Source organism: Primorskyibacter sedentarius, from assembly GCF_004342065.1.
GTDB lineage: Bacteria > Pseudomonadota > Alphaproteobacteria > Rhodobacterales > Rhodobacteraceae > Primorskyibacter > Primorskyibacter sedentarius.
Window position 1 is genome coordinate 369,363 of the sequence record NZ_SLZU01000003.1, and the last position, 19,372, is coordinate 388,734.

Here is a 19,372-nt window from a genome sequence, read left to right on the forward strand (position 1 = left end):
TTCTACGATGACCAAACCCATTCTCTCCCTCCAAGATGTCACTTTGGCGCTGGAGGGCAATGCCGGTCCGGTAGAAATTCTTCACGGAATCTCGATGGAGGTTGCAGAAGGCGAGACACTGGCGCTGGTCGGTCCGTCCGGATCCGGGAAATCTTCGCTGCTGATGATCATGGGCGGGCTGGAGCGCGCGAGTGCAGGCCGCGTCACCGCTCTGGGCGAAGACATGACCCGGATGGACGAGGACCAACTTGCCCGGTTGCGGCGTGATGGCATGGGCGTGGTGTTCCAGTCCTTCCACCTGATCCCGACGATGACGGCGCTGGAAAATGTTGCCACCCCGCTGGAACTGGCAGGCCATAAGGATGCGTTCGAACGCGCCGCGGCAGAGCTGGAGGCGGTGGGCCTTGGTCATCGGGCGGATCACTACCCGGTGCAGATGTCGGGTGGGGAGCAGCAACGCGTCGCGCTTGCGCGGGCCTCGGCCCCGCGTCCGCGCCTGCTGTTGGCGGATGAACCCACGGGCAATCTGGACGCGGCAAACGGCGATGCGATCATCGAGCTTTTATTCGACCTGCGCGACCGCCACGGCGCGACGCTGGTCCTGGTGACCCATTCCAACGCTCTGGCGCAGCGCTGCAACCGTGTTGTGCGGCTGCATGACGGGCGTATTTCCGCGGCAACCCCAACCGCCACGAAGGCTGCCGCAGAATGAGCGTGCCAGTTGCCTTTCGTCTGGCTGCACGCGAATTGCGGGGCGGTCTGCGCGGCTTTCGCGTGTTTCTGGCCTGCCTCGCGCTTGGCGTTGCGGCGATTGCTGCCGTGGGGTCTGTCCGCGCGGCCATTCAGTCGGGCCTGTCCGATCAGGGTGCGGTGATCCTGGGCGGCGACGCCGAATTGCGCCTGACCTATCGCGACGCCGACGAGGCAGAGCTGGCATGGATGCGCGAGATCTCGACCGCCATGTCGAAAGTGGTCGATTTCCGCTCGATGGTGGTGGTTCCAGGCGCCGGGGGCGAAGAGCGCGCGCTGACACAGGTGAAAGCGGTGGACGGGGCCTACCCTCTGCTGGGCACGCCGGAACTGGACCCGGAGATGCCCTTGCCAGAGGCGCTGGACGGTGACGGAACGATCCCGGGCGCCGTGATGGCGCCGGTGCTGGCGGACAGGCTGGGCCTTCAGACGGGCGACCGGTTTCGGCTTGGCACGCAAGAGTTCACCCTCTCTGCATTGCTGACCTATGAACCTGACGCCGGCAGCGCCGGGTTCAGCCTTGGCCCCCGCACGATTGTCCAGACACAGGCATTGGTAAACTCGGGCCTGCTTGCGCCCGGCACCCTCTTCGAGACGAACTATCGCCTGACCCTGCCCCCCGGCAGTGATCTGGACGCGCTGAAGACCGAGGCGCAGGACCGGTTCGCCGATAGCGGGATGCGTTGGCGCGATGCCCGCAACGGCGCGCCGGGCGTGGCGCGCTTTGTCGACCGGCTGGGCGCTTTTCTGGTGCTGGTGGGGCTATCGGGCCTTGCCGTGGGCGGCGTGGGCGTCTCTGCCGCCGTGCGGTCTTACCTGTCGGCCAAGACGGGCGTGATCGCCACGTTGCGGACGCTGGGGGCCAGCCGCGCCGTGATCTTCCAGACGTATTTCATCCAGATCGGCGCGCTCAGCCTTCTGGGCATCGCGATCGGGCTGATGTTGGGCGCGGGCATTCCGCTACTGCTCGCCCCGTTCATCGCCGCGTCATTGCCGGTGCCTGCCGATTTCTCGCTACACCTCTCTCCCTTGATCGAGGCCGCGATATACGGGGTCCTGACCGCCGCGCTCTTCACGCTGTGGCCCTTGGCCCGAACGGAGGATGTGCGCGCCGCAACGTTGTTTCGCGATGCGCTGGGGCAGGCCAGGCTGCTGCCACGTCCGCGCTTTCTGTTGGCCACGGCGGCGCTGCTGGCAGTCTTGCTTGGAACGGCGGTTGCCTTTTCCGGCAACACGTTCCTGACGCTTTGGACGGCGGGCGGCATCATTGGCGCGCTGGTCGTGCTGGCTCTGGCGGCACAGGGTGTACGGCGGCTGGCCCGCGCCAGCGGCACCCTTGCGCGCGGTCGCCCGGTGTTGCGTTGGGCCCTGTCGGCTATCGGAGGACCGGGAGAGGCGGCAGCCTCTGTGATGATCTCGCTGGGATTGGGCCTGTCCGTTCTGGCGGCGGTCGGACAGATCGACGGCAATCTGCGCAAGGCGATTGACGGGCAATTGCCGGATGTCGCGCCGTCCTATTTCTTCGTGGACATCCAGCAGGACCAGATGCCGGGTTTCCTCGACCGGGTGGAGAATGACCCCGCCGTGTCGCGTGTCGACAGCGCGCCGATGCTGAGGGGTGTGCTGAACGGCATCAACGGGCGGCCCGCGCGCGAAGTTGCGGGCAATCATTGGGTCGTGCGCGGTGATCGCGGCCTGACATATTCTGCCGATCTGCCCGACAATACCACGCTGACCGCTGGCGAATGGTGGCCCCGGGATTATGCAGGCCCGCCGCTTGTCAGCTTTGCCGCCGAAGAGGCCGCAGAGATCGGCCTCAACTTGGGTGACAAGATCACCGTGAACATCCTTGGCCGCGATATCGAGGCCACCGTCGCCAGCTTCCGCGAGGTTGATTTCTCGACCATGGGGATCGGCTTCGTCATGACGTTGAACCCGGCCGCGCTGCAAGGCGCGCCGCACAGCTTCATTTCGACCGTTTACGCCGAGGAAGAGGCGGAAGCCGCCATTCTGCGCGACCTTGCCCAGGCCTACCCCAACATCACCGCGATACGTGTGCGCGACGCCATCGATCAGGTCGGGACGCTGCTGATCTCTATCGCCAATGCGACGCGTTGGGGGGCAGCGGCCACATTGCTGACCGGCCTTCTGGTGCTGATCGGTGCTGCCGCGGCCGGAGAGCGCGCGCGCAGTTTCGAAGCCGCCTTGCTAAAGACACTGGGGGCGAGCCGTGGGCGCATTCTGCGCAGCTTTGCCCTGCGGTCGGCCTTGCTGGGTGCCGGTGCGGGTGTCGTTGCCGTGGTTGCTGGTGGACTGGGGGCCTGGGGGGTCATCACCTTCGTCATGGAGGCCGATTTCACCTTCCTGCCGGGGAATGCGCTAATGATCGTGTTCGGCGGCGTGGTCCTGACCCTGCTCTCCGGTCTGTTTTTTGCTCTGCGTCCGATGTCCGTCCGACCAGCGCGTATCTTGCGTGCGCGCGAATAGGCACCTTGATCCCGGCGCAATGGGCTGGCATGGGTCTGACAACCGTCACATCAGCCACGGGATGAACCGATGACCGAAACGTTGCCTATGCCCATCACCGCGCCGCTGACCCACGCGCAGCGGACCCAGCTTATCAATCTTGTGCGCCGCGCCGCCAGGACCGAGATCCTGCCCCGGTTCCGCGCACTTCGCGGTGACGAGATCGATACCAAGTCTGGCCCCGATGACCTTGTGACAGAGGCAGACCGCAATGCCGAGGCGATGATCGCGCGGGGCATCGCGCGCGCCTTTCCCAACGCGCTGATCGTCGGAGAAGAGGCCGTAGCCAAACATCCCGAGCTTTGGGACGAGATCGACAGCGCCGATCTGGCCTTCATCATCGATCCGGTGGATGGCACCTGGAATTTTGCGAACGGGCTGGGTGTCTTCGGTGTGATCATCGCGGTCACGCGGTTCGGCCGTCCGGTCTTTGGTCTGCTCTACGACCCGATCCTTGACGACTGGATCATCGCCGACGAGGAGAACGCGGCAGAGTTTGTTCGCAAGAACCGCCCCGCCGCGCGTGTGCACGTCTCTCAGGGGGGCCCGATCGAAGGGCTGTCGGGCTATCTTCCGCTCGCACTTCTGCCCAAGGACAAGCAGGCCGAAATGGCCGCCACCTTCCCCGATTTCAACCGGGTGCTGAACCTGCGGTGCTCCTGCCATGAATTCCGGATGCTGGCGCAGGGCAAGATGGATTTCCTTGTCACCGGCCATCTGACCCCGTGGGACCATGCAGCAGGCGTAATTATCTGTCGCCAGGCGGGCGGGCATGTGGCGATGCTGGACGGGTCCGACTATACCGCCGGCCAGCGCGGGGGTTACGTGTTGGCAGCCCCCGATGCCGCGACATGGGCCCGGTTGCGCGACCGCTTTGCCTTCTTGCTGGACGGCGACGCCGCGGAGAACGTCGAAAACTGAGCGCGCCCTGCCCCGGACCTGATCCGGGGCCTCAACCGGCCAAGGCTACACAAGGCCCCGGATCAAGTCCGGGGCGCGTCACGGCCCGCATCCGCCGACGTCCCTAGTCTATCGGCCTAGAGCGGCTTTCATCTTCGCTTCCGGGAAACAGGTGGCGGCCTGTCCGGTCGCTTCTTGCCAGCGCCCGATGGACCGGCGGGTCTTGTAGCCCGCCAGACCGTCCGCGCCGCCCACATCATGGCCCATTGCCTCCAGCGCGCGCTGCATGGCCGCCACGTCTGAACGCCGCAATCCGCCCACAGCCCCCCACCGCGCAGTGAAATCGCCCACGCCATAGGCGATACGGTCCCCGACATGGCCAACAAACAATGCGTAGAGATCGCTCATGTTATAGTCCTTGAGGACGTAAAAGTTGGGTGTCACGATAAAGGCAGGTCCGTTTCGCCCGGCAGGCATCAGCAGGTAACCCTCTGCCCGCCGTTCATGGTCCGGAAATGCCCGGCCGGACACGCGGGCGATCCCCATCGCCTCCCAAACGCGGATCTTGCGCCCCTGATCGGGCCCTTCCAGCGTGCACGATACCGTCGCCGGCACAGAGACCTCAAAGCCCCAGTCACGGCCGTTCTTCCAGCCGTGTTTTTGCAGGTAGCGCGCGATGGAGGCAATCGTGTCTGCCTCTGATCTCCAGATATCGGCGTGACCGTCACCATTCCCGTCAGCGGCGTATTTCAGAAAACTTGACGGCATGAATTGCGGCTGGCCAAGCGCCCCCGCCCAGCTCGACTTCATCGCACCCGTGGGCGCGTGACCGGCTTCGGCAATCTGCAACGCCGCTATCAGTTCATCACGGAAGTATTCCGCGCGCGTGGACATGAACCCCTTGGTGCCCAAGACCTCGAACACGTCATGGGGGATCTTCACCCGGCCGTAACCGCTCTCGCGCCCCCAGATCGCCAGAATAATGCGTCCCGGTACGCCGGTCATGCGCTCTGCCGCCGAGAGCGCCGCGGCGTGACGTGCTGCCATTTGTTTGCCGACAGAGGTCGCGCCATCTATCGAGCCGCGGTTGAAGTACTTACCCGGACTGCCGAATTCCGCCTGACGCTGGCGCTGCGGGGTCCGCTTTTTCGTGCCGGGTGGCACAAGGTCGGGCAAATCCCAGTTCAGGGACACTCCCGTGAAAGCTGTCTCGAACGTCTCGCGCCCCACGCCTTTGGACCGGGCGCGCGGCCAGATTTCCTGCTCCAACCAGCTGCGAAACTGCTGTTCCACCGCCGCCCGGTCCTGTGCGAACGCCTGCCCGCACAGTCCCAATAGGAGCACGACCAGTGCCAGTACTTTCATCAAAGCCCCCTGCCCGCCTCTTTCACCCAATTATAGGCCGAGGGGCGGGCAGCGCAAAGCTCTACTCTGCGGCCTCGGCATAGTCGGACATTGGCGGGCAGGTGCAGACGAGGTTCCGATCGCCCCATGCGTTGTCAACACGGTTGACCGGCGGCCAGTACTTGTCGACCCGGAAGGCACCGGGGGGGAAGCATCCCTGCTCGCGGCTATAGGGACGATCCCATTCCTTGACGAGATCCTCCATCGTGTGCGGCGCGTTCTTCAGCGGGTTGTTTTCCGCGTCAATCTTGCCCTCTTCGATGGCGCGGATTTCTTCGCGGATCGCCAGCATGGCATCACAGAACCGGTCAAGCTCCGCCTTGGTCTCGCTTTCCGTGGGTTCAACCATCAGCGTGCCCGCGACAGGCCAGCTCATCGTCGGCGCGTGGAACCCGCAATCGATCAGCCGCTTGGCGATATCTTCGACAGTGACCCCTGCGCTTTTCTCAAACGGCCGCGTATCGAGGATGCATTCATGCGCAACCCGTCCCGTCGGTCCCTTGTAGAGCACGTCATACGCCCCTTCGAGCCGCCGCGCGATGTAGTTGGCGTTCAGGATCGCCACCCGCGTCGCCTGCGTCAGCCCCTCGCCGCCCATCATCAGGCAATAGGCCCAGCTGATCGGAAGCAAAGAGGGCGAACCGTAAGGCGCGGCCGCCACCGGCCCCTCGCTGCCGCCAGACACAGGGTGGCCGGGCAGATGCGCGACAAGGTGCTGTTTCACGCCAATCGGTCCCATGCCGGGACCGCCGCCGCCATGCGGAATGCAGAAGGTCTTATGCAGGTTGAGGTGGCTGACATCGCCACCCAGATCGCCGGGGCGGCTTAGCCCCACCATCGCGTTCATGTTGGCCCCGTCGATATAGACCTGCCCGCCATGGGAATGGGTGATCTCGCAAACCTCTTTCACCGTCTCCTCGAACACACCATGGGTGGAGGGATAGGTGATCATGCAGCCGGCCAGAGCCTCGGCATGTTTCTCGGCCTTGGCACGGAAATCCTCCAGATCGATATCGCCGTTTTCGGCCGATTTCACCGGAACGACCTTCCAGCCCACCATCTGCGCGCTGGCCGGGTTGGTGCCATGAGCGCTTGTCGGGATCAGGCAGACATTGCGATGCCCCTGCCCCTGCGCCCGGTGCCAGGCCGCAATCGTCAGCAGCCCCGCATATTCGCCCTGCGCGCCCGAATTGGGCTGCATGGAAATCGCATCGTAACCGGTGATATCGCACAGCTTGTTGGACAGATCCGCGATCAGCTCGGCATAGCCCTGCGCCTGATCGGCCGGGCAATAAGGGTGCAGCATGGCAAATTCGCGCCAGCTGACCGGCATCATCTCAGCCGCAGAGTTCAGCTTCATCGTGCAGGACCCCAGCGGGATCATCGCGCGGTCCAGCGCCAGATCGCGATCGGCAAGACGGCGCATATAGCGCATCATCTCGGTCTCGGCGCGGTTCATGTGGAATACGTCATGTTCCAGATAACCGGACTGGCGCAGCAGCGAACCCGGCAACCGGTATTCCGCTGTCAGATCATCGTCCCGCAGCGACAGCCCGAAGGCACGCCAGACCGACTCGATCACTTCGGGGCGGGTCGCTTCGTCCAGCGTGATGCCGACCTTTGTTTTGCCCACACGACGCAGGTTCACACCTTCGCGCACCGCAGCCTGCAAAACGCCGCGCTGCAGCAGCCCGACCTCTACCGTGATCGTGTCGAAAAACACGTCCGGCTCTATGACAAAGCCCGCCGCCTGCAGCCCGCGGGCCAACCGAACCGTCTTGCGGTGAATGCGCTGCGCAATGGCGCGCAGCCCGTCCGGCCCGTGGAAGACGGCATAAAACCCCGCCATCACGGCCAGCAGCGCCTGCGCGGTACAGACATTCGAGGTCGCCTTCTCGCGCCGGATATGCTGCTCTCGGGTTTGCAGTGACAGACGGTAGGCACGGTTGCCATGACTGTCGATGGAGACACCGACAATCCGCCCCGGCATCGCGCGCTTATAGGCATCTTTCGTCGCCATATAGGCCGCGTGCGGGCCGCCATAGCCCATCGGCACGCCGAACCGCTGAGTGGACCCGACGGCGATATCCGCCCCCATCGCGCCCGGCTCTTTCAGCAGACAAAGCGCCATTGGATCGGCGGACACCACCGCGATGGCCTTGGCCTCGTGCAGCGCCGCGATAACATCGGTGAAATCGCGCACGTGACCATGCGTGCCCGGATACTGGAAGATCGCGCCAAAGACGGCCTCGGGGTCCAGATCCTCTGGCGCGCCGATGATGACCTCGATGCCCAGCGGGGCGGCGCGGGTCTGCATCACCGCAATATTCTGCGGATGGCAGTTTTCATCCACGAAAAAGGCGGGCGCCTTGGACTTGGCGACGCGCTGCGCCATTGTCATCGCCTCGGCGCAGGCCGTGGCCTCGTCCAGCAGCGATGCGTTGGCGACCTCCAGCCCAGTCAGATCGGACACCATCGTCTGGTAATTCAGCAGCGCCTCCAGCCGGCCTTGGCTGATTTCGGGCTGGTAAGGCGTGTAAGCCGTATACCAGGCCGGGTTCTCGAAGATGTTGCGCTGGATCGCGGGTGGTGTGACCGTGCCGTGATAGCCCTGCCCGATCAGCGACACCAAGACCTTGTTCTTCTCGGCCGTCTCTCGCATGTGATGCAGCAATTCGCGTTCCGACATCGGCTTGCCGAAATCCAGCGGCTCTGCCTGCCGGATCGCGCGCGGCACGGTCTGGTCGATCAGCGCGTCCAGATCCGCAACACCCAGCACGTCGAACATATCCGACATCTCTGCGGGCGATGGGCCGATGTGACGCCTGTTGGCGAAGTCATAGGGCAGATACTCGGTAGGGTCATAGCTCATTGAGAAACCTCGTTCACGCAAGCCGCAGGCAGTCGGTCTGGAAGACAAGGCCGCCGGGCTCGGCACCTTGTCTTCTGGTTGGTTGAAATGGTCCGGGGCGCAGCCCCCGGGGTCCCTGTCAGTCCGCGATGAAGGCCTTGTACGCGGCCTCATCCATATATTCGTCCAGCGCCGAAGCATCTTCGATCTTCAGCTTGAAGAACCATGCATCGCCCTCGGGGTCGTCATTGACCTTGCCGGGCTCTTCGACCAGCACCTCGTTGACCTCGACCACCTCGCCATCAAGCGGCGCCAGAATGTCGGACGCGGCCTTGACGCTTTCGATCACCACGATCTCGTCATCGCGGGTGACGCTGGCGCCAACATCTGGCAGTTCGACGAACACCACATCGCCCAGCTGCTCTGCGGCATGGGCCGTGATGCCCACAGTGACGACATCGCCATCCAGATCCAGCCATTCATGTTCTTCAGTGTATTTCATGCGCGTTTTCCTTTATCCTTATCTCTTGAATCCGGGGGTGACGAACGGCAGTTTCGCAACCTTTACAGGCAGCCGCTTGCCGCGCACCTCTCCGAAAAGCTCTGTCTCGACAGCAGCATGGGACGCCTCGACATATCCCATTGCAACCGGCGCGCCGATGGTCGGGCCAAATCCGCCGGATGTCACCTGTCCAATTGGCGTATCGGCCTCTTTAAATGCAAAAAGTTGCACGCCTTCGCGCATTGGTGCGCGCCCGTCAGGCTGCAGCCCCACGCGCTTGCGCGCAGGCCCGTCGGTCACCTCAGCCAGCACGCGCTCAGACCCCGGAAATCCGCCCGCGCGGTCGCCCCCGCTGCGGCGGATTTTTTGAATGGCCCAGGTCAGCCCCGCCTCGACCGGGGAGGTCACGCTGTCAATGTCATGGCCGTAAAGGCACAGCCCCGCCTCCAGCCGCAGACTGTCGCGCGCGCCCAACCCGATGGGCAGCACGTCCTCATGCGACAGCAGCGCCCGGGCAAGATCCTCTGCCGCCGATGCGGGCACGGAAATCTCGAACCCGTCCTCACCGGTATAGCCAGAGCGTGACACCCAGCATTCCGCCCCTGCGATGGGCAGCGTCTCTACATCCATGAAACGCATGTCGCGGATGGCTGGGTAATGTTCGGCCAGAACCGCCTCGGCCGCTGGTCCCTGCAATGCCAAAAGCGCGCGCGTGTCGATCAGTTTGACCGTGACCTCGGGCTCCAGCGCGGCGCGCATCCGCGCCAGATCCGCGTCCTTGCACGCGGCATTCACGACGACAAACAGGTGATCGCCGCGATTGGCGATCATCAGATCATCCTCGATCCCGCCATCCTCATTGGTGAAAAAGCCATAGCGCTGCCGACCCTCCGCCAGCCCTGCGACATCCACCGGCACCAGCGTTTCCAGCGCCAGCGCCGCCTTTTGCGGATCGCGCGCCCGCAGGATCACCTGACCCATGTGGCTGACATCGAACAGCCCGGCCTTGGCGCGCGTGTGATTGTGTTCCGCCATGACGCCCGTGGCGTATTGCACGGGCATCTCGTAGCCGGCAAAGGGCACCATCTTGGCGCCAAGTTTGACATGCAGATCGTAAAGCGGCGTGCGTTTCAATTCTTCGTCCGACAACCCGTCATTCCCCTGTCTAACAAGGTCCCGGGTCCGTCTGTGGGGACGTACCGGCACCCGTGCGCGCGTCATCACGATGCGCCTCGGATGCCCCCTCTGTCCTTTCGCCTGAGATCGTTATCCCTTCGGCGGATGCGATTCATGCGCATCACTCTCCAGAGTACTTAACCTGCGAAGGTCCCTTTGGCCTGAGAGTTTCCGGGGCGGTTGCTCCTTCGGCACCGGCAATGCCGGTTCTCCCCTCGCAGATTCGGGGTGAAGCTATTTGACACTCGTCAGCGTGGCAAGAGGTCTTTGCCGCGTCCCTTCACAAACATGCGCCGACAGGAAATCCAGCAGCGCCACATTTCCGCAAACCATGCCGTCCAGTGTCACGGGGTCAAGCGTGCGGTAGAACGCCTCTGCTGCCTCTGTCAGCGCGGATCTCAGCCGACAGCATTCCGTCAGCGGGCAGGTATTGTCGACATCGGCAAAACACTCTGCAAGCGGCACCGGCGCTTCGAGTTTTCGGAAAATCTCGCCGATCACGATGTCACTTGCCGGGCGCGCCAGCTGAAGCCCCCCGTTCCGCCCCCGCTGCGTGTGCAGATACCCCATTTGCGCCAGTTGGTTGATGACCTGTGCAAGATGATTTTCCGACGCGTTGCAGCGCGCGGCAATCTCTGCCTTCGTGACCATCCGGGTCGGGTTCGCCGCGCAGAACATCAGCACGCGCATGGCGATATTGGTGCGTTTCGTGATGCGCATTACCTGTCCTCCCGGCGGGGTCCTATCGATGCGAACTTGCACGCAATTGTCGAAAAGCGGTTTGATTCAGGTCAACCCGGTGGCACAAACCTGTTCCATGGATGCACTTTTTTTCGGATATGGCAGTCTCGTCAACGTGGCCACGCATGACTATAGCGGCCATTTCCCCGCCACGGCCATTGGCTGGCAGCGGGCCTGGCGGTGTGCGGCGGGGCGCAAGGCGGCGTTTCTGACGGTGATCGAAGCACCGGGCAGCCGCATCGACGGTTTGGTGGCGGAGGTACCCGGCGGCGACTGGGCCGCGCTTGACGCCCGCGAGGCGAGCTATGACAGGCTGGATGCGCGCCACTGCATCGACATTGGTCAAAAGGAACCGCGGGAGCTGGCGATCTATGCGATTGCGCCGGAAAGCGTGACGCTGCCCAGCCGGTCCAGCCCGGTGCTGCTAAGCTATGTCGACGTGGTGTTGCAGGGCTATCTGCGGGTTTTCGGTCAAAGGGGCGCCGAGGCCTTTGTCGATACCACGCTGGGATGGGATGTCCCGGTTCTGGATGATCGCGCAGCGCCAGCCTATCCGCGCCACCAGCCCCTGCACATGGCCGAGCGGGACTTCGTGGATGCCGTTCTGCGGGCAACGGGGGCCGATGTCTTTTCCAAAGAGGCGCTGGCTTAGGTCGGTTCGGACCCTCTGGCGCCGGTCCGCCCGGCACATGTGATCATCTGTGCGGGGCCCGGCGTCCGGTCCGGCAAGGGGCCTGTGGCAGGCCCGTCGTCACTGCGCCAGCAGGGATTGCAGCGTCCGTGCCATGACCTTCGCGCTGTCGACCATGTCGCCGACCCCGATCCATTCATCGGGTTTATGCGCCAGCTCAAGTACGCCCGGACCGTAGGCGATGCAATTTTTCAGCTTCCCGATCCGGTCGATATGCTTCTGGTCGTAGCTGCCCGGGGAGGCCACATAGGCAGGCTCTGTGCCCATGACAGACCGGATGGCGGCATCAACCGTGGTGACGATCGGCGCATCGCGATCGGTCATCGAGGGGATCACGCGGTTGATCTCGCGCAGCTCGTAGTCAAAATCGGGGCGGCTGGATTTCAGCCCATCCAGCAGATTGGTAATCTCGGCGCGCACGCCGTCGACATTCTCTTCGATCAGGAAACGGCGGTCGATCACGATGCGACAGCTGTCGGGCACGCAATGGGCGGGCAGCCCGGTATAGTCGGCGGGCTGTTCGGGCTGGCCCCCGTGGATCGAATTGATATTCATGGTCGACTGCCGGGCACCATCCGGCACCACCGGCATCTCTGTCCATCGCGCAGCCATGGCAGGGAAAAGCGTTTCCTCGAAAGCATCAAGCACGGCACCCATATGGCGCACCGCGCAATCGCCCAGGAAAGGCATCGACCCGTGGGCAATCTCTCCCTTGGTTTCAATCTCCGCCCACCAGCCGCCACGATGGCCCAGACAGATCCGGTCCTTGTTGAGCGGTTCCGGGATGATGACATGCTGCACGCGGGCCGGATCGAAGAACCCCTGCTCGGCCAGATATGCCACACCGCCATACCCGCCCGATTCCTCATCCGCCGTGCCGGAAATCTCGATGGCGCCAGCGAAGTCCGGACATTCCGCAAGAAAGGCCTCTGCCGCGATGATTGAGGTGGCCAGCCCGCCTTTCATATCGCAAGCGCCGCGACCATAGATCCGCCCGTCGCGAAGCTCTGCTCCAAACGGATCACAGGTCCAGCCATGCCCCACTTCGACCACATCGGTATGGCTGTTGAAATGCACGCAGTCACCGGGGCGCTTGCCCTCACGCCGCGCGACGATGTTCCAGCGCGGATAACGGTCACTGTCACCCGGCGCGCCCTCAGCGCGGATCAGGCGGGTCTCAAACCCGGACGCCTTGAGCCGCTGTTCCAGATACTCGCAGATCGCGGCGTAATTCTCCCCGGGGGGATTCAACGTCGGGATGCGGATCAGATCCTGAGTCACGGCGACCAACGCGTCGCGCATGTCGTCGATCCGGGCGGAAAGCCGCGCAGAAAGATCGTCTTGCTTGCCGGTTTGCTCCATGACACGCCTCCGTCGGTTGGGAATTCACCCCAGTGTTTCCGGCTTTGACCGGAGGTTCAATAGGGGCCGACGGAAGATGGGCGCATGCTGCCATGCGTCGCAAGGGCGCCCCGCGCGCGTCAGGGGCGGCGGGGTGCTCAGATGCGATCAGGCTCGGGCCGGGTCAGGTATTGCGCGCCCGGATCACTTGCAACAGCGGCATGACGTCGGACATGTCGGGCCCGTGGCCTTGCCCCGTCAGCGCCTTGCGCAGCGGCATGAACAGGCCCTTGCCCTTGCGCCCCGTCTCGGCCTTGACCTCGGCGGTCCAGCTTGACCACGTGTCGTCATCAAACGGGCCTTCGGGCAGAAGCGCCATGGCCTGAGCGATGAACTCGCGATCCTCGTCGGCAATTTCGGGCTCTGCGCCTTCCCGGAACAGCATCCACCAGCGCGCCAGATCAGCACGCGTGGTGATGTTGTCGCGGGTCACCTTCCAGAAACGCTCTGCCATGTCATCCGGCACGCCGAGCGCTGCGATATCGGATGCCATATCCGCATAATCCAGCCGTTGCAGGTAATGCCCGGTCATCGGGAACAGGTCCTGCACGTCGAATTTCGTCGGCGCCGCGCCGAAGCGGGAAATGTCGAACCCCTCGATCAGTTCGTCGACAGAACCGCGCAGCTCTATTGGATCGGCGGAGCCAAGCCGCGCCATCAGGCTAAGCAAAGCGGCCGGTTCAACACCCTGCGCGCGCAGATCTCGCAGGGAAAGCGTGCCCAGGCGTTTGGACAGCGCCTCGCCCTGAGGGCCGGTCAGCAGCGAGTGATGCGCGAAATTCGGCACCGCCCCGCCAAGAGCCTCGATGATCTGGATTTGCGTGGCGGTGTTGGTCACATGGTCAGAGCCGCGCACAACATCCGTCACGCCCATTTCCGTGTCATCCACGACAGAGGCCAGCGTATACAGAACCTGCCCGTCGCCACGGATCAACACCGGGTCCGACACGCTGGCCGCATCGATGGAGATGTCGCCAAGAATCCCGTCCGCCCATTCGATCCGCTGATGGTCAAGCTTGAACCGCCAATGGCCCGCCCCGCGTTCGGCGCGCAGCTTTTCCTTCTCGTCTTCGCTCAGCGCCAGCGCGGCGCGGTCATAAACCGGCGGCTTGCCCATGTTGAGCTGTTTCTTGCGCTTGAGGTCAAGCTCCGTCGGCGTTTCGAAACACTCGTAGAACCGCCCCATCTCGCGCAGCTTGTCGGCCGCCTCTGCATAGCGATCCAGCCGTTCGGACTGCCGCTCTACCCGGTCCCAGGTCAGACCCAGCCATTCCAGGTCGCGCTTGATGGCATCGACATATTCTTCCTTGGACCGCTCGGGATCGGTGTCATCAATCCGCAGAATGAACGTGCCGCCCGATTTGCGGGCAATCAGGTGGTTCATCAGTGCAGTGCGCAGGTTTCCGACATGGATATAGCCGGTCGGCGACGGGGCGAAACGGGTGGTGGTCATCTGGATCTCCTGTTGCGCGCTGGCATTTCACAGACAGGCCGGTTTGTCCATATGAATGGGGCTTTCAGGCCGGTGCCAATACCCGGCCCCTTGCGCCGAACAGCGCGACATCCCTGCGGTCAGTCTGGATACGCAGCCCGTCCACGCGGCCATGCCCCTTTTGCCCCTTGGCAATGCCGGGCGCGCCTGCCAGTTTGCTGTTGGCGCGAAAGGCACGCATATGCAGGACATTCTGACAATCACTCTTAATCCTGCGGTCGATCTGTCGACCTCGGCAGCGGCCGTGGCGCCGGGGCCAAAGTTGCGCTGCGACGCCCCGGTGTTCGAACCGGGTGGCGGTGGCATCAATGTCAGCCGCGCGATCCGCAATCTTGGCGGACAAAGCCGCGCCTTCGTGGCCACCTGCGGGGCGATGGGCGCAAAGCTTGAAGCGCTGCTTGCTGCGGAAAACATCCCCACGATCACCTACCCCGCCCCCGGCGAAACCCGGCAGAGCGTGGCTGTCACCGACCGCCAGACGGGCGCGCAATACCGATTTGTCCTGCCGGGGCCGGAATGGACGACCAGCAATGTTGCCGACCTGCTGGCACGGATCGGGTCGGACTTGTCCGGCGGCTATGTTGTCCTCAGTGGCAGCCAGCCACCCGGCATCCCCGATGGTTTTGCAACGCAGCTGTGTGAGGCAACTGCGCAAAGCCGCTTGATTGTGGACACCTCCGGCACCGCCCTGATCCATCTCGCAACCGGAGCGTCCCCCGCGCCTTACCTGCTTCGCATGGACAGCGAAGAGGCCGAAGCCCTCGCCGGGCGCAGCTTGCCCGACCGTCGCGACAGCGCCGCATTTGCTGCACAGCTTGTCAACAAGGGTGCGGCGCAGGCCGTGGTGATCGCGCGGGGCGCCGACGGGTCTGTTCTGGCCGCGCCGAACGGTCTTTGGCACGCCTGCGCGGCGGATGTGCCCGTGCGCAGCAAGATCGGCGCGGGCGACAGTTTCGTGGGTGGCATGGTGCTGGCGCTGGCGCGCGGCTTATCCCTGCCAGAGGCCCTTCAGCGCGGTGCCGCCGCGGCGAGCGCCGCCGTGATGACCGATGGCACGCAGCTGTGCAAACGCGCCGATGCCGACGCGCTGGTCGACCGGTGCACACTGACGCAACTGCCTGCCTGACGGGCCCATCCTCACGGCGCCTTCTTCATTCGGGCTGAACAGGCCAGTGGTTGGCGAGATCGCTTAACCCCGCGCGGATCAGATCTGTCAGCGCATCCCTGTCCACATCAGACAGACGATTGATATAAAGGCAGGATTTTCCGATCCTGAACTTGCCCAGCCGGTCAAGGATGGTCGCGAAATCGCCGTAGCCGGGCATGATATAGACGACGAGGTTAGACCGTCGCGGCGCAAAACCGGTGGCAAGAAAGTCGCCTTCGCGGCCGGATTTGTACCGGTAGTGATACCGCCCATAGCCAAGGATGGACGGCCCCCACATTTTCGGCTGGAAGCCCGTGGCCTCGCGAAAAAGGGCGTCGAGCGCGCGGGCGTCGTGCTGTCTGCGCTCTGGCGTGATGCTGGCGAGGTGATCATCGACACTCGCGCCGGTCGGCACTGTCTTGTTGGCCATGCATTCCCCCCAATCACCCGCTTCACGATAGCAGTAGCGTGAAAATGCAAGTCTGGCGACAGGGAAGCGTTTTCCGTCAGAACCCGGAGTCGAGCGTGATCGGGCTGCCATCGAAAAACCGGGACAGGCGGAAAGGGGCAGGATCAACGATGGGGGTCGCCCCGGTGACCAGATCTGCCGTCAGTCGGCCCGCACCCAGCGAAATGCCGAAACCATGCCCGGAATACCCGGTCGAGATGAACAGACCCGGAAGCTTCTCCACTTCCGAGATCACCGGGATCGCATCCGGGGTCACGTCGATCATGCCGGCCCAGCTTTGCACGACCTCGCAATCGGCCATGACCGGGAAAGCCGCACGTGCAGAGGCGAGCGCCCGTTGCAGGCTGCGATCATCCGGTGCGGGATCAAGCATGCGGTTCTGCTCAAGCGGGCTGCGCTCATTGCCGGCCCAGTGGCGCGGCAGCGCGGCTTCTTCACGCCAGCGGCCTCCCAGACGCAGGCGCATCGACGACCATTCAGCCCTGAGCGCAGGCAGAAACTGGCGGGCAAGTCGGAAACTGTCCGGGGTGATATGGTGCAGGTTTTCAGAGCCGCCGGACACCGTGTAGCCGCCATCGGCCCGCTTGCGCAGCGAAAACCCGTCCGCCCAGATGCCCTGCTCTGGTCCGTTCGCAATCGGCGTGGTCCGCAGAACAGAGTTCAGGACCTTGAGCTGCGGCAGCGCCACACCGGCATTGCCGACAAAGAGGCGCGACCAGGCGCCCCCCGCCAGGACCACGCTGGAAGAAGCGATCCGTCCGCGTTCCGTCACAACGCCAGAAACACGCCCGGCAGAGGTTTCGACCGATCGCACCGCGCAGCGGGTGAAGAGCTTGGCCCCCTCATCGCGGGCGCCTTCGGCAATGGCAGGTGCGGCAAGCTGCGGTTCCGCGCGCCCGTCGAACGGCGTCAGCAGCCCCCCGGCCAGTTTCATTGCATGGCCCGGGATCACATCGTCCATCTCGCGGCCAACGACCATGCGGCAGTCGATCTGGTGCTCTTTCAGACGCTCTGCGAACGCCTCATACGCCGCCATCCGCCGGGCATTGCGCGCAGTGAACAAAAGGCCCGACTGCACGAAGCCGGTCTTGCGGCCAAGCCGTTGGTCAATCCCTTCCCAGCGTTTGATCGCGTCGATCATCAGGGGAATTTCGCGCGGATCGCGTTGGGACAGGCGCACCCAACCCCAATTGCGAGAGCTTTGCTCGCAGCCGATCTCGCCCTTTTCGCAAAGCGCCACGGACACGCCTTCGGATGCCAGCTCCATCGCGGTTGCCGCCCCGATGATGCCACCCCCGATCACGACCACATCCACCGCCGAAGGCAGGGACGAATCTGGTGACACAGGTGTTGGCAGCGGGCCGGGCAAAGCAGGGTCCGTCGATAATTGGCAGCAAGCCGCAACAGCAGAGCGCGGCTCGGCGACAGCATGGGTAGCAGCATGCCATGGGGTCAAGCCGCCGCATCGCGTCGCCTGCAATGATCTGCGCGGCGTGGCAAGCAAAGCACGCATTACCCAGCGGAACTGATCCGAAAGGCTGGGTTCAGCTTTGCTCGCGCCAGCGGTTGACGATGGGATAGCGCCGGTCAAGCCAGAACGCACGGGGCGACAGGCGCGGCCCCGGTGCTGACTGGAACCGCTTATACTCGGAGATATAGAGCAGATGCTCCACCTTCTTTGCATCTACGCGGTCGAACCCGGCCGCCATGCAATCCTCGATGGAGCCGTCCTCGTCGACAAGGATCTGCAGGATGGCATCAAGCACCGGGTAGTCGGGCAGCGAGTCGCTGTCCTTCTGGTCCGGGCGCAGCTCCGCACTCGGGGGCTTGCTGATCACGCGTGCCGGGATGACCTCGCCCTCTGGCGCCTTCATCCAGGGCCGGTGGTTCGCGTTCCGCCAGCGGCAGCAGTCGAATACCCGGGTCTTGTACATATCCTTGATCGGATTGTAGCCGCCCGCCATGTCGCCATAGATCGTGGCATAGCCCACGGCCACTTCGGATTTGTTGCCGGTGGTCAGAAGCATCTCGCCAAACTTGTTGGACAGCGCCATCAGCAGCAGGCCCCGCAGGCGGGACTGGATGTTTTCCTCGGTGAGGTCCGGTTCGGTGCCCTCGAAAAGCGGCGCAAGGGTTGATGTGATCGCCTGCCGACCCTCGGCAATCGGTACGAAATCGTAGCGACAGCCCAGATTCTCCGCTACGGCCCTTGCGTCATCAAGGGATGCCTCGGATGTGTATTCCGAGGGCAGCATCACGCAGCGCACATTCTCCGGCCCCAGCGCGTCGGCAGCGATGGTGGCGACAATGGCGCTGTCGATCCCGCCGGAAAGCCCCAGCAACACCTTGCCGAACCCGGTCTTGCGGCAATAGTCGCGCAGGCCCGTGACCATGACGTTATAGTCCTGCTCCATCGCATCCGGATGGACATGCACCTCGCCGGGGATCGCACGCCAGCCCGTATCCGTGCGCTCGAATTCCACCAATGTCATCGCATCTTCGAGCACGGGCATCTGCACGGCCAGCTCTCCGCCCGGGTTCAGCACAAAGCTGCCGCCGTCAAAAACTTGATCGTCCTGCCCGCCGGTCATGTTGAGATAGGCAAGCGGCAACCCGGCCTCGACCACCCGGGCGACCATCTTGTTCAGGCGAAAGTCGAATTTCTCGCGGAAATAGGGCGATCCATTGGGGATCACGAGGATTTCTGCCCCGGTCTCTGCCATCGCCTCGACGACGTCGGGATACCAGGCATCCTCGCAGATGGGCATGCCGACGCGGACACCGTTGATATTGACAGGCCCCTGCAACGCGTCGCGCGAGAACAGGCGCACTTCGTCAAAGACGTTGAAATTGGGCAGGAAATACTTGTGCGTGACCGCCGCAACCTTGCCTCCCTGCAAGACGTAGTAGGAATTGTGCAGCTTCGTGCCGTCCGGAAACGGGCCACCCACGGCAAGGACAGGCCCGTCGGCGCAATCTGCTGCAAGTTTCTCAATCGTGGCGACGGCATCGTTGATGAAGGCCGGCTTCATGACCAGATCCTGGGTCTGGTAGCCGGTAATCGACATCTCTGGCAGGGCCACGAGGTCTGCACCCGCAGCCTTTCCCGCTTTCCATGCGTCGCGGGCCTGCGCTGCATTGCCGTTCAGGTCGCCAACCGTCGGGTTGAGCTGTGCCAGCATCAGGCGAAACCGATCTGCCATGGTCGTCCTCTCAAACATACGTTCTGGCCACCCGTTTAGCAGATAGACGCCCGAGGAAAAGTCCGTTTGGGAAAAGCCATTGTCTTGACCGGGGGCGTCAATTAGTTTCGAGGCGATTT

Annotated in this window: 16 protein-coding genes and 1 riboswitch; of the genes, 5 read left to right on the forward strand and 11 right to left on the reverse strand. The window is 63.7% G+C overall.

Annotated features, from left to right (window positions below):
- The first annotated feature begins 7 nt into the window (after positions 1 to 7).
- The 3 genes from EDD52_RS07980 (at position 8) to EDD52_RS07990 (ending at position 4,197) form a co-directional block, all read left to right on the forward strand.
- Positions 8 to 712 carry an ABC transporter ATP-binding protein gene (locus EDD52_RS07980; RefSeq protein WP_207905985.1) on the forward strand — a complete coding sequence of 235 codons (705 nt, stop codon included), beginning with the start codon at positions 8 to 10 and terminating at the stop codon, positions 710 to 712.
- Positions 709 to 3,237 carry an ABC transporter permease gene (locus EDD52_RS07985; protein WP_132243616.1) on the forward strand — a complete coding sequence of 843 codons (2,529 nt, stop codon included), beginning with the start codon at positions 709 to 711 and terminating at the stop codon, positions 3,235 to 3,237. The genes EDD52_RS07980 and EDD52_RS07985 overlap by 4 nt, the downstream gene beginning before the upstream one ends.
- Positions 3,238 to 3,306: 69 nt before the next feature.
- Entirely contained in the window at positions 3,307 to 4,197 is an 891-nt protein-coding gene (locus EDD52_RS07990; protein ID WP_132243618.1) for an inositol monophosphatase family protein, read from the forward strand.
- A gap of 108 nt (positions 4,198 to 4,305) precedes the next feature.
- Here EDD52_RS07990 and EDD52_RS07995 read toward each other — a convergent pair whose 3' ends face one another.
- The 5 genes from EDD52_RS07995 to EDD52_RS08015 form a co-directional block, all read right to left on the reverse strand.
- A complete protein-coding gene (locus EDD52_RS07995) occupies positions 4,306 to 5,541 on the reverse strand; it encodes a lytic murein transglycosylase (protein WP_132243620.1) in 1,236 nt (411 codons plus the stop codon).
- Positions 5,542 to 5,602: 61 nt separating this feature from the next.
- Positions 5,603 to 8,452: an aminomethyl-transferring glycine dehydrogenase gene (gcvP, locus tag EDD52_RS08000; protein ID WP_132243622.1), complete on the reverse strand. Its 2,850-nt coding sequence runs from the start codon at positions 8,450 to 8,452 to the stop codon at positions 5,603 to 5,605.
- A gap of 118 nt (positions 8,453 to 8,570) precedes the next feature.
- Positions 8,571 to 8,933: a glycine cleavage system protein GcvH gene (gcvH, locus tag EDD52_RS08005; protein ID WP_132243624.1), complete on the reverse strand. Its 363-nt coding sequence runs from the start codon at positions 8,931 to 8,933 to the stop codon at positions 8,571 to 8,573.
- A gap of 18 nt (positions 8,934 to 8,951) precedes the next feature.
- Positions 8,952 to 10,154, reverse strand: a complete 1,203-nt coding sequence (gene gcvT, locus EDD52_RS08010; protein ID WP_132243626.1) for a glycine cleavage system aminomethyltransferase GcvT — start codon at positions 10,152 to 10,154, stop codon at positions 8,952 to 8,954.
- 93 nt (positions 10,155 to 10,247) lie between these two features.
- Positions 10,248 to 10,334: riboswitch (glycine riboswitch) on the reverse strand.
- Positions 10,335 to 10,343: 9 nt separating this feature from the next.
- Complete coding sequence (locus tag EDD52_RS08015; RefSeq protein ID WP_132243628.1) at positions 10,344 to 10,829, reverse strand: RrF2 family transcriptional regulator; 486 nt, start codon at positions 10,827 to 10,829, stop codon at positions 10,344 to 10,346.
- Between the two features lie 97 nt (positions 10,830 to 10,926).
- Between EDD52_RS08015 and EDD52_RS08020 the strand changes: the two genes are divergently transcribed.
- Positions 10,927 to 11,502, forward strand: a complete 576-nt coding sequence (locus EDD52_RS08020; RefSeq protein ID WP_132243630.1) for a gamma-glutamylcyclotransferase family protein — start codon at positions 10,927 to 10,929, stop codon at positions 11,500 to 11,502.
- Positions 11,503 to 11,601: 99 nt separating this feature from the next.
- On the opposite strand, the gene EDD52_RS08025 is transcribed toward EDD52_RS08020, so the two are convergent.
- The 3 genes from EDD52_RS08025 to EDD52_RS23635 all read right to left on the reverse strand — a co-directional run bounded on the left by EDD52_RS08025 (position 11,602) and on the right by EDD52_RS23635 (position 14,615).
- A complete protein-coding gene (locus EDD52_RS08025) occupies positions 11,602 to 12,903 on the reverse strand; it encodes an acetylornithine deacetylase/succinyl-diaminopimelate desuccinylase family protein (RefSeq protein ID WP_132243632.1) in 1,302 nt (433 codons plus the stop codon).
- Positions 12,904 to 13,066: 163 nt separating this feature from the next.
- Complete coding sequence (gene gltX / locus EDD52_RS08030) at positions 13,067 to 14,395, reverse strand: glutamate--tRNA ligase (protein WP_132243634.1); 1,329 nt, start codon at positions 14,393 to 14,395, stop codon at positions 13,067 to 13,069.
- 64 nt (positions 14,396 to 14,459) lie between these two features.
- Complete coding sequence (locus EDD52_RS23635; RefSeq protein ID WP_165907482.1) at positions 14,460 to 14,615, reverse strand: hypothetical protein; 156 nt, start codon at positions 14,613 to 14,615, stop codon at positions 14,460 to 14,462.
- On the opposite strand from EDD52_RS23635, the gene EDD52_RS08035 reads away from it, so the two are divergent.
- Positions 14,616 to 15,560 carry a 1-phosphofructokinase family hexose kinase gene (locus EDD52_RS08035; RefSeq protein WP_132243636.1) on the forward strand — a complete coding sequence of 315 codons (945 nt, stop codon included), beginning with the start codon at positions 14,616 to 14,618 and terminating at the stop codon, positions 15,558 to 15,560.
- A gap of 25 nt (positions 15,561 to 15,585) precedes the next feature.
- Here the strand turns inward: EDD52_RS08035 and EDD52_RS08040 are convergent, their stop codons facing one another.
- The 3 genes from EDD52_RS08040 to EDD52_RS08050 form a co-directional block, all read right to left on the reverse strand.
- The gene (locus EDD52_RS08040) at positions 15,586 to 16,011 is read right to left on the reverse strand and encodes a DUF1801 domain-containing protein (RefSeq protein WP_132243638.1); all 426 of its coding nucleotides are present in this window, start codon (positions 16,009 to 16,011) and stop codon (positions 15,586 to 15,588) included.
- Between the two features lie 76 nt (positions 16,012 to 16,087).
- Entirely contained in the window at positions 16,088 to 17,395 is a 1,308-nt protein-coding gene (locus EDD52_RS08045; protein WP_243651874.1) for an NAD(P)/FAD-dependent oxidoreductase, read from the reverse strand.
- A gap of 199 nt (positions 17,396 to 17,594) precedes the next feature.
- A complete protein-coding gene (locus EDD52_RS08050; RefSeq protein WP_132243642.1) occupies positions 17,595 to 19,253 on the reverse strand; it encodes an NAD+ synthase in 1,659 nt (552 codons plus the stop codon).
- Positions 19,254 to 19,372: the final 119 nt, after the last annotated feature.